Source organism: Ruegeria sp. CDSA193 (assembly GCF_059611885.1).
Genome location: NZ_JBXWPN010000003.1, coordinates 53,928 through 65,484, shown reverse-complemented (window position 1 = coordinate 65,484; position 11,557 = coordinate 53,928). Strand labels below are relative to the sequence as shown.

Here is an 11,557-nt window from a genome sequence, read left to right as displayed (position 1 = left end):
ATGATGAAAATTAGATTCGCAGACGTATGGAGCTGTCGTTCATGGTGAAACCCGAAGAGGCCGGCTCATGCCTCTCTCTCTATTCCTTGGCGCATCTGACGCTGATCGGCTGCACGCCGCCCGAGCTAGTCTACATTGCTGCCCGGGCCGGTTACGATGCCGTCAGCCCGCGATTCATTCCGATGCATGTGCCCGGTGAGTTTACTCAATCCCCGATCGACAAGGCACAGGTGCAGGCCACCAAAACCGCTCTTTCCACGACGGGCTTGAAAGTTCTTGATGTCGAGCTTGCGCGCATCACCGAAGATGTCGACCCGCGCAGTTTTGAACCCTCTCTGGAAATAGGCGGAGAGCTTGGTGCAAAGCGTATGATCATGAGCGCGTGGACCAACACCCGCGATGATCGCGACTTCCTGATTGACGTCTATTCCGAGACCTGCGAACTGGCCGCGCCCTACGGGCTGACGGTCGATCTGGAGTTCCCCAGCTTTTCACGCCTGCGTACTCTGGATGAGGCGCTGGATATTGTCCGCGCCTCCGATCAGCCGAATGGCGGTATCCTGGTCGATACGCTTTATCTGCACCTAAGCCGGGTGGATCTGGGAGAACTGCTGCACGTCCCCTCGGACTTGTTTCACTTTCTGCATATCTCTGACTGTCTACCAGGCATCGCGGATACGCGTGAGGGCATGATCCAACTGGCCCGCGATGCGCGGCTTTATCCCGGTGAAGGTTGGATTGATTTCACCGGCATCATCGAGCGGATGCCCCCTGTCGACTATTCCATTGAACTGCCCAACCAAAGCCGCGTTGCCGAGTTGGGATACGAAGAGCACGCGCGTCGCTGTCTGAGCCACGCCAAGCGAACATTCGGTGAGGCGCGATCTCAGCGCCGTATGCCCAATGCAGCAATTCTAAAACACCAAGAGGATCATCATGGGCAAAGAGCTCACTGAAGACGACCGCCGACTGGCGGCTGATATGTTGGAACGTGCCCGCGCGGCCATGGCCAAAATCGAGGATTGGGAACAGGACAGGCTGGACCGTCTGTCTCAGGCCATAGCGTGGTACGCGGGGAACGAAAAAACCTTTACGCGATTGGCTCAGCAGGGGGTGGACGAAAGCGGCATTGGTGACCGCGAAGGACGCCCTGCAAAGCGGTTCAAAATACACATGGTACTGCGCGATGTCCTGCGCACCCCGTCGACTGGGATCGTCGAGGTTGATGAGGAAAAAGGCCTGGTGAAATACGCCAAGCCTGCGGGTGTGATCGCATCCCTGATCCCAATGACAAACCCGGCGATGACACCACCGGTGACCGGTGTTTCCGCCGCTAACGCCCGTAATGCGGTCATCTTCAGCCCGCATCCACGCACAGCAGTCACGACCTATGAAATCGTCGAGGTTATGCGCGCAGCCTGTCGAGCAGCAGGAGCCCCGGAAAACTTGTTCCAATCGATCCGCAAACCTTCGATCCCTCTTACCCAGCACCTGATGGAGATTTGTGATCTGACGCTGGCCACAGGTGGGAAGCCGATGGTCAAAGCGGCCTATAGTTCAGGGCGTCCGGCTTACGGTGTCGGCGCAGGCAATTCGTCTATAGTCATTGATGAAACTGCGGATCTGGATATCGCTGCCCAGAATACACGGATTTCAAAGACGTCTGACTTTGGGTCTGGTTGTTCGGCAGATGGCAACATTATCATTCAGCGCTCGGTTTACGATGATATGGTTAAGGCGCTTGAAGCCGAAGGTGGTTATCTTTGTTCTGACGTAGAGAAGGCCATGCTTGAAGCAGCCATGTGGGATGAGAAAGGAAACCGTACGTTCCCGACCATCGCCTGTCCGCCTCAGCAAACGGCCAAAGTCGCCGGTTTCTCGATCCCAGAAGATCGCAAATTCCTGATGGTTGAAAATCAGGGGCAAATCGGGCCGCAGCATAAGTTCTCGAAGGAGAAACTGACCACGCTGATGGCGCTTTACCACTTTGACACTTTCGATGACGCGCTGGAAACGGTCAGCCAGATCTACAACACCGGAGGTAAGGGCCATTCTTGCGGGATTTATAGCCACAACGACGATCACATCGATCGGTTGGCGCGTCTGGCTCCGGTCAGCCGCATGATGGTTCGACAGCCTCAGTCCAAGGCCAACGCTGGTGCTTGGACCAATGGCATGCCTATGACCAGCAGCCTCGGCTGCGGCATCTGGGGCGGCAATATCACCAATGAAAACGTCACCATGAAACATATGATGAACTACACTTGGGTCAGCCGCCCGATCCCTGAGGATCGCCCCTCGGAGGCGGACTTGTTCGGTGAATTCTACGGACAGGAGGTCGCGTGATGGACCGAGCGAAACTGGAAGGCAAAACCGTTGCCGAACACATCGTTGACTTTCTCGAACGCCGTGAGGTCAAGCACGTATTCGGCCTGTGCGGCCACACGAATATCGCGGTTCTGGCTGCGCTGGCGGAAAGTCCCATCGATTTCGTCACCGTACGGCACGAACAGATCGCCAGCCACGCGGCGGACGCTTATGCGCGCGTGACGGGCAAGGCTTCGGTGGTGTTGTCCCATCTCTCCCCGGGACTAACTAATTGCGCCACCGGGGTCGCCAATGCGGCATTGGATTGTATCCCCATGGTCGTGATCGCGGGTGACATTCCTACGCATTACTATGGCAAGCATCCGCATCAGGAGGTTAACCTGCACGCGGACGCTGCCCAGTGGGAGATTTATCGCCCCTTTGTCAAACGCGCCTGGCGGGTGGACCGCGCTGACCTGATGGCTGAGATACTGGAGAAGGCGTTCCATCTGGCCGAAAGTGGTCAGCCCGGACCGGTGCTGGTCAATGTCCCTATGGACATTTTTTCAGAGGTGATCCCCGCGGACAGTTTCGACCGTATCCGCGACAACACGCGCGCGCTCAAGAAACCGTCGATTGACGACGAGACAGCGCGAGAGATTGTCGAAGCGTTGGCCAAAGCCGGAAATCCGGTCGCCTATGTAGGAGGTGGTATCCTACTGGCACAGGCCAGCGAGGAACTGCGCGAGTTCGTTGAACACATGGGACTGCCCGTCGCGCATTCCTTGATGGGTAAAGGCGCCCTGCGGGACGACCATCCGCTTGTTTTGGGAATGACCGGGTTTTGGGGCACCGAGTTGGTTAATCAGTCTTGCCTGAACGCGGACTACATCTTTGCCGTAGGCACTCGGTTCAAAGAGGCTGATTGTTCAAGTTGGTACCCTGGCTACACGTTCAACATTCCCGGATCGAAGGTCATTCATATCGACATTGAGCCGCAGGAGATCGGTCGGAACTATCCCACCGAGATCGGCGTTGTTGCGGATGCCAAGGCCGCGTTGCGCGTCCTCAACCGGGTTGCCCGCAAAATGTATCCGGGCGGTTTCAAGCGCCCCGCTGTTGAACAAAAGATTGCTGATTTCCGGATGGGCTTCAAAGCGCGCAATGTGGAAATGGCCACCTCATCAGCGTTTCCGATGATGCCCGAGCGTATTCTGGCAGATACCCGCAAGGCACTGCCCGAGGATTCCATCATCACGACGGACGTCGGATGGAACAAGAACGGCGTCGGACAACAGTTCGACATCCTGACACCCGGTTCGATCCTGACCCCAGGTGGTTTTGCTACAATGGGTTTTGGCCCTCCGGGCGCGATCGGCGCGAAGCTGGCAGCACCTGATCACGTGGTGATCAGCCTGGTTGGTGATGGTGGTTTCGGCCAAAACCCGTCGATGCTTGCGACTGCGGTCGAGCTTGATCTGGGTATCATCTGGCTGGTTATGAACAACAACGCCTTCGGCACGATCGCAGGTCTTCAGAAGGCGCATTACGGTTTAACCTATGGTACAACCTTCCCAGGGTCGGCCGAAGCGCCGGCCAACGGACCGGGTTATGCAGAAATTGCACGGGCCTACGGCGCAGAGGGGCACAGGCTGGGCGCTGCTGACGAGCTGTTGCCCGCATTGGAAGCGGCGATAGCCAGCGGCAAACCCACTGTTCTTGATGTCCCAATGATCAATAATCCGACACCAACGACCGGACATTGGAACATCTTGGACATATACTCACCAGACAAAGATGTATCCCACGTAGCGACGTGAAAAGCCTGTTCGAGGAACGCCTCACCGGGGGTATGCCTCGAACAGACCTGCAGTGGTTTCATTCTCGCAGAGGTGAGCGAAGAAACATCAAACAGCATCACCAGTAGCGGGCTACAAAAAGAGGAACACCTCCAAAGCGCCGGGGTCCTTCAGACATTGCGTGGCAACGTTTGGCGCATGATGTTGAATGCGGAGTTGAGGGGCCGGGTTTAACTCCTGCTTTCCTCATCCCAAGGAATTCCGCTAGTGTCGGCACCGACCTGATATGAGTGATGCCGCCACATGATCGAAATCCGCGACCTGCAACTGCTCAGCGCTTTGGCGCGGCACCGGCATTTTGCAAAGGCAGCCGAGGAATGCGGGATTTCCCAGCCTGCGTTTTCAATGCGTATTCGCAACCTAGAGGATCGGTTGGGCGTGTCCATCGTCCGCCGCGCCAACCGGTTTCAGGGCCTGACCGAAGAGGGCGAGATGATTGTCCAGCGGGCGCGGCGCATTCTGGACGACACCAAGGCCTTGGAACAGCAGGTGCAGGCGGCAAAGGGGGAAATCACGGGGACTCTGATACTGGGCGTGATCCCGACTGCAATCGCCTTTACGGGCCGGTTGATCAAGCGTCTGCAGCAGGCGCATCCGCGCATCATCACTCGGATCGAAACGATGTCGGCTACGGCCATTCAACATCGGCTGGACGAAGGCAGTCTGGATGCGGGCATCACATATGGCGACAGTATCGGCACCGATTTGCGGCAGGTACAGTCGCTGTATGAAGAAACCTATGTCCTGTTGATCCCGTCTCATATGACAGACGAGACGGGGCCAATTCCCTGGGCACGGGTCGCCGAATTTCCGGTCAGCCTACTTGAACCGCAGATGCAGAACCGCCGCATATTAGACCGGATTTTCGCCGAACAGGGCCTGCATCCTCATGTGGTCGCGGAAACCAGCGGGTTCACTGCCTCAATGGTTATGGCGCGTGAGGGATTGGCGGCCACAGTGGTGCCACGCGTGTTGGTACGGGCGTTGGGGGATCTGAAGGGAACAAAGGTTCTGCCTTTGGTCGATCCGGTGGTCAGCAAACCTATCTGTCTGGCGACCCTGACACGCGATCCGGAACTGCCAACGGTTGGAGCGCTGCGCGCGGTGGTGACGTCTTTGCGGTGATAAGGTGTCGTTATCGTGCGATTGAAATATGCGATTTGACGATATGCTAGTCTGATGAGACACGGGGCCTGAATCGGAGGGCATCATGGCACCATTAGATACCAAGCCATCAGGCGCGCCAAAGGGCGTCTGGAAGTCAGGTAAAGGCAAGGGGCGGCACACGCCCAAAGGCCGTCAGTTCACGGATGAGGCGGCGGCCGAGATTGCGCGCTTGCTGGGGGATCGCCCCCGCCGTCGCGACCTTTTGATCGAATTTCTGCATCTGGTTCAGGACGAACACGGCCATATCAGCGCTGACCACATTGCCGCGCTTGCAGTCGAGATGCGGATTGGTCAGGCCGAGATATATGAGACCGCCACCTTCTATGCCCATTTCGATGTGGTGAAAGAGGATGAAGCCCCGCCGCCCGCGCTGACCATCCGCGTCTGCGATTCCCTGTCCTGCGAAATGGCCGGTGCCCAGCAGTTGCAAAAGGCGTTGGAAGACGGTCTTGATCCTTCCAACGTCCGTGTCCTGCGTGCGCCTTGCATGGGTCGTTGCGATACTGCGCCGGTGCTGGAAATCGGGCATAACCATATCGACTATGCCACTCCTGAAAAGGTGCAGGCGGCGATTGCTGCGGATGATACCCACGCCCATTTGCCCGCCTATGAAACCTTTGCGGCATATGAAGCAAACGGCGGCTATGCCAAGCTGAAAGAGCTGCGCGAGAGCGGTGATTGGGAGAAAGTACAGGAAGACATCCTGTCCTCGGGCTTGCGCGGTCTGGGTGGAGCTGGCTTCCCGTCCGGCAAGAAATGGGGCTTCGTTCGCATGAACGAAGGCACCCGTCATCTGGCCGTGAATGGCGATGAAGGCGAGCCTGGCACGTTCAAAGACCGCTATTACCTTGAACGTTCGCCGCATGTCTTCCTTGAAGGCATGCTGATAGCCGCATGGGCGGTCGAGGCCGAGACCTGCTTTATCTACATGCGCGATGAATATCCGGCGGTGCTGGAAATTCTGCGCCGCGAGATTGCCGAGCTGGAACAAGCTGGCCTGGTTGAAAAGGGATATATCGATCTGCGCCGGGGCGCCGGTGCCTATATATGCGGCGAAGAATCCGCGATGATCGAGTCGATCGAAGGCAAGAAAGGCTTGCCGCGTCACCGGCCTCCGTTTGTGGCGCAGGTTGGGGTCTTTAACCGTCCGACCTTGGTGCACAATGTCGAGACGCTCTATTGGGTGTCGAAAATCTGCCGCGAAGGGCCGCAGATTCTGAACTCTGTCGAAAAAAATGGTCGCAAGGGCCTGCGCAGCTATTCAATCTCGGGGCGGGTGGCCAAGCCGGGTGTTTACCTGCTGCCGGCGGGTTCGACCATTTTGGACGTGATTGAGGCCGCTGGTGGCATGGTCGAAGGGCAGACCTTCAAGGCGTATCAGCCCGGCGGTCCATCCTCGGGTCTGCTGCCTGCGTCGATGGACGATATCCCATTGGATTTTGACACGCTGCAGCCACATGGCACTTTTATCGGATCCGCCGCTGTGGTGGTTCTGTCCGATCAGGACACTGCCCGCGATGCGGCGCTGAACATGCTGCGGTTCTTCGAAGATGAAAGCTGTGGCCAGTGCACGCCCTGCCGGGCGGGCTGCGAAAAGGCGGTTAAGCTGATGCAGGCTGACACGTGGGACCAGGATTTACTGGAAGACCTGTGTCAGGTCATGGGCGATGCCTCGATCTGCGGTCTGGGGCAGGCGGCCCCGAACCCGATCCGCCTGGTCATGAAACATTTCGCTGACGAAATCTGAGGGAGACAGAGCCATGCTTGATGCAAGCCCAACCAAGACCGTCACCTTCAACCTGAACGGCGATGACGTCACCGTCCCCGAGGGCTGGACCATCTGGGAAGCCGCCAAGGGGCAGGGGTTCACCATTCCGCACCTGTGTCATAAGCCGCAGCCGGGCTATAAACCCGACGGCAACTGCCGCGCCTGCATGGTCGAGGTGGAAGGCGAGCGCACTCTTGTCGCTTCGTGCATTCGCCCTGCGGCGGACGGCATGGTGGTGAAAACCGACAGCGACCGTGCCGAGAAATCGCGCGCAATGGTCATGGAATTGCTGGTCGCCGATCAACCCGAAGAGGCGCACGATAAATCCAGCCATTTCTGGGACATGGCCGAACTGAACGATGTCAGCAACAGCCGGTTCCCTGCCAAAGAGGCCGAGAAAATCCCGTTGCTGGATGACAGCCATATCGCGATGCGGGTTAATCTGGATGCTTGCATCAACTGCAACCTCTGCGTCCGGGCCTGCCGGGATGTGCAGGTCAATGATGTGATCGGGATGGCCGGGCGTGGTCACACCGCGCAAGTGGTGTTCGATCAGAACGACCCGATGGGCGATTCAACTTGTGTGGCCTGTGGTGAATGCGTTCAGGCCTGTCCGACCGGTGCATTGATGCCAGCCACTGTGTTGGACGAAAAGCAGCAGGGCGACAGCAAGGATTATGATTCCGAGACCGAAAGCGTCTGCCCGTTCTGCGGCGTCGGCTGCAAGGTCTCGCTGAAGGTCAAGGACGGCAAGGTCAAGTATGTCGAAGGCATCAACGGCCCGGCCAACGAAGGCCGCTTGTGCGTCAAAGGCCGCTTTGGTTTCGACTACATCCACCACCCACACCGCCTGACCAAACCGCTGATCCGGCGTGAGGATGCGCCCGCCAAGGGGTTGAATGTCGACCCTTCGAACCTGTCGACCCATTTCCGCGAAGCGACCTGGGAAGAGGCGATGGACCTGGCGTCCTCCAGACTGAAGGTGTTGCGCGATCAGGACCCACGCAATGTCGCGGGCTTTGGCTCGGCCAAATGCACCAACGAAGAAGCATATCTGTTCCAGAAGTTCATTCGTCAGGGATTTGGGCACAACAATGTCGACCACTGCACGCGTCTGTGCCACGCCTCATCGGTGGCGGCGCTGATTGAAAACGTCGGTTCGGGTGCTGTGACCGCAACCTTTAACGAGATCGAAAACGCGGATGTGGCCATCATCATCGGGGCCAACCCGATTGAGAACCACCCCGTTGCGGCGACCTATTTCAAGCAGTTCACCAAGCGCGGCGGCAAGCTGATCGTGATGGACCCACGTGGTGTCGGCATGCGTAAATTTGCCGATGAGATGCTGCAATTCCGCCCCGGTGCCGATGTCTCGATGCTGAACGCGATCATGAACGTGATCGTAGAGGAAGAGCTGTATGACAGCCAGTACATCCACCGCTGGACCGAGAACTGGGAGGCCGAGAAGGAACACCTGCGCGCCTTCACCCCCGAAGCGATGGCCCCGATCTGCGGTATCGAACCCGATCAGTTGCGCCGCGTGGCGCGCATCTTTGCACAGGCCAAGGCCGGGCTTATTTTCTGGGGTATGGGCGTCAGTCAGCACATCCACGGTACGGATAACTCGCGATGCCTGATCTCGCTGGCGTTGATGACCGGCAACGTTGGTAAACCCGGCGCGGGCCTGCACCCGCTGCGCGGTCAGAACAATGTGCAGGGCGCGTCGGACGCGGGCCTGATCCCGATGTTCCTGCCCGATTACAAAACGGTGACCGATGACAACATCCGGGCACAGTTCACCTCGGTCTGGGGATCTGAGGATTTCTCGAACGAAAAAGGCCTGACCGTCACTGAAATCATCGATCAAGCATATGCGGGCAATATCAAGGGCATGTATATTCAGGGTGAAAACCCAGCCATGTCCGACCCCGATGTAGGCCACGCGCGGGACGCGCTGGCCAAGCTGGAGTTGATGATCGTGCAGGACATCTTCCTGACCGAAACGGCGAACTACGCCGACATCATCCTGCCTGCCTCGGCGCTGTATGAAAAGAACGGCACCGTGTCGAACACCAACCGTCAGGTACAACGAGTGCGTCCGGCTGTGGCGCCTCCGGGCGAGGCGCGCGAGGATTGGAAAATCACCATCGAACTTGCGCAGCGCATTGGTCTGAACTGGTCTTATTCGGATGTGTCCGAAGTGTTTGCCGAGATGAAGCTGACGATGGAGTCTCTCGACAACATCACCTGGGAGCGGCTGGAGACCGAAACAATCACCTACCCGTCGCTGTCTGAGACCGATCCGGGCCAAGCGATTGTGTTTGGTGATGGCTTCCCTCGTGCCGATGGGCGGGCCAAGTTCACTCCTGCCAGTGTGATCCAGCCGGATGAAGCGCCGGATGAGGAGTATCCGATGATCGCCACCACGGGTCGTCAGCTTGAACATTGGCACACAGGGTCAATGACCCGCCGGGCCACGGTGCTGGATGCGGTTGAACCAGAGGCCAACTGCTCGATGAACCCGCGCCAGTTGAAGCTGATGGGAATTGAACCGGGCGAGACCATTCGCCTGACCACCCGTCGCGGCTCGATCGAGATCATGGTGCGTGCTGACCGGGCGATTGCAGAGGACATGGTGTTCATCCCCTTTGCCTATGTTGAGGCGGCGGCGAATATCCTGACCAACTCGGCCATCGACCCTTATGGTAAAATCCCTGAGTTCAAATTCTCAGCCATTCGCGTTGAAAAGATCGAAGACGCAATCGCGGCTGAGTAAGAGTGTCGGAGTAGAATTTTTGAGGGCGGCCTTACGAGGTCGCCCTTTTAGGTTTCCGCGACGTCAACGCGGAAATAGGCATTTCCCACTCAGCTTTGCGCCATTTGCGCCATATTTCTCTGGTTTCAGCAATTTTGAGCCTAAGAAAACGCCACCAAAGCGCCCATTTTGCGGTCGTCAGGTTAGGTCTTGATTGGGTTTGGAAACGAAATTGGGGAACCGATTGCGCAGGGCCCGAACCTGTGGGCAGTCGGGCCTAGGCGCCGAAGCCGAAATAGATGGTAGTAGTGCGATCAGAGCAACAAGGGCTGAATGAAACCGCAAGACGTGTATAACGATTTGAAACAGGCTGAGCTTTCGTTTGTCGTATTGCCGGGTATGTCGGTTGATGCGATCCTGAGCGAAGTCCTTAGTTTTTTCCTGTCCAGAAACTTCCTGATGTTTCTGCCTGCTTTGCTGCTGCTGCTCATTGGTGCGACGCCGTCATTGTTTGCTGAACCGCTAACCGGGCTGGGGCGCACGATCTATTGGATGTGCGGATTGCTGGGGTATATGGGTTCGGTGGTGCTGATGTTGCTTTTTGAGGCAGTCTGCAGCCGATATCTGGGCATCAAACGGTTTTTCACCCCGCTGACATGTTTTCCCATTGCGTATGGGGCGATGAAGTTTGCCCAATTCGCAACGACAATGGTTTTCAGTACGTTTCTGTCTTTCAGCTTTGAAAACTCGCCGCTTTTGCTGCCTCAGTACTTTCTCATCGTTGGAATTGAAGTGATCGTAATCGTTTGGGTTTTTCCACCTTATCTGGCCCGCCTGCGCGCCGGCGATCTGCAACCCGAGGACGAGCCGGATAGCAGAGTAGAATCCTGTGTTCCTGTGGCCAATGGTTTAGTGTCCGCCAATGGGCAAAATTTTTTGGCCAAGGATATCTTGTTCGTTCAGGCTCAGCAGCACTATGTCACCCTGCGTGTAGATGAAAAAGAAGTGCTGGTGCGTTCAACGTTCAAAGGCATCCTATCGCAAATGCCAGAATGCTACGGCCTACAGGTGCATCGGTCCTTTTGGGTTGCCAATCGGTGTGTGGATATTGCCAAAAGCCTGAATGAAGTCGGATATCTGGTTCTGGGCTGCGGCAAAAAGATCGCCATCGCCCGTAGCCGGCACGGCGCCGTGCGTGATTGGCTGTCCGAGATGGCGTCAGCGGAAAGCCCGGCAACAGTCAAAGCTTCACCACAACAAACCTGACATCGTTCGGCAGAAACATCCGGCTTATCGGTTCGTTTAGATAATCCACCTTCCCATCGCTGCTGGGTACAGAATACGCAGTGGATGGGAAGGTGGGCAGTTCAATATTTTTAGTAATGAAAAGACTTGAATTTTGATCTTTTGCTTTCCCCGATTTTGAGTTTTCCCCCCTCTATAATCAGGTTGTACTGGTCAACAAGTCACTCGATAAAGACGCCGCAAAACCAGGCGCTGCCTTCTTTTCCTGCATAGGCACGGACCTGGCAATGAAATTGGTACGAAACGTCAAAAATTCGAAACGAACGGCAATGAAAATTCGTGTCGCACGAAATGAATAGAGCGACTTGTGCATTCGCTGTCATGTTAAGAAGTTGATAGTAAAGGGGTTAATGAAATTCCCTGCCTTCCTGTGATTTGGCCCGAAACTGTTGCCAC

The 11,557-nt window shown here is 56.8% G+C and carries 7 protein-coding genes; all 7 read left to right on the top strand.

Going from position 1 to position 11,557, the window contains the following annotated elements:
* Positions 1-26: 26 nt before the first annotated feature.
* The 7 genes from AC2FLG_RS05840 to AC2FLG_RS05810 all read left to right on the top strand — a co-directional run bounded on the left by AC2FLG_RS05840 (position 27) and on the right by AC2FLG_RS05810 (position 11,122).
* Positions 27-956: a sugar phosphate isomerase/epimerase family protein gene (locus AC2FLG_RS05840; protein ID WP_496705414.1), complete on the top strand. Its 930-nt coding sequence runs from the start codon at positions 27-29 to the stop codon at positions 954-956.
* Positions 937-2,346: an aldehyde dehydrogenase family protein gene (locus AC2FLG_RS05835; RefSeq protein WP_496705412.1), complete on the top strand. Its 1,410-nt coding sequence runs from the start codon at positions 937-939 to the stop codon at positions 2,344-2,346. The genes AC2FLG_RS05840 and AC2FLG_RS05835 overlap by 20 nt, the downstream gene beginning before the upstream one ends.
* Positions 2,346-4,127 carry a thiamine pyrophosphate-binding protein gene (locus AC2FLG_RS05830; RefSeq protein ID WP_496705410.1) on the top strand — a complete coding sequence of 594 codons (1,782 nt, stop codon included), beginning with the start codon at positions 2,346-2,348 and terminating at the stop codon, positions 4,125-4,127. The genes AC2FLG_RS05835 and AC2FLG_RS05830 overlap by 1 nt, the downstream gene beginning before the upstream one ends.
* Before the next feature lie 282 nt (positions 4,128-4,409).
* Positions 4,410-5,291 carry a LysR family transcriptional regulator gene (locus AC2FLG_RS05825; protein WP_142640095.1) on the top strand — a complete coding sequence of 294 codons (882 nt, stop codon included), beginning with the start codon at positions 4,410-4,412 and terminating at the stop codon, positions 5,289-5,291.
* A gap of 85 nt (positions 5,292-5,376) precedes the next feature.
* Positions 5,377-7,080, top strand: a complete 1,704-nt coding sequence (locus AC2FLG_RS05820; RefSeq protein ID WP_496705408.1) for an NAD(P)H-dependent oxidoreductase subunit E — start codon at positions 5,377-5,379, stop codon at positions 7,078-7,080.
* Between the two features lie 13 nt (positions 7,081-7,093).
* Positions 7,094-9,877 carry a formate dehydrogenase subunit alpha gene (gene fdhF / locus AC2FLG_RS05815; RefSeq protein ID WP_496705406.1) on the top strand — a complete coding sequence of 928 codons (2,784 nt, stop codon included), beginning with the start codon at positions 7,094-7,096 and terminating at the stop codon, positions 9,875-9,877.
* 312 nt (positions 9,878-10,189) lie between these two features.
* Complete coding sequence (locus tag AC2FLG_RS05810) at positions 10,190-11,122, top strand: LytTR family DNA-binding domain-containing protein (protein WP_496705405.1); 933 nt, start codon at positions 10,190-10,192, stop codon at positions 11,120-11,122.
* The last annotated feature ends 435 nt before the right edge of the window (positions 11,123-11,557 follow it).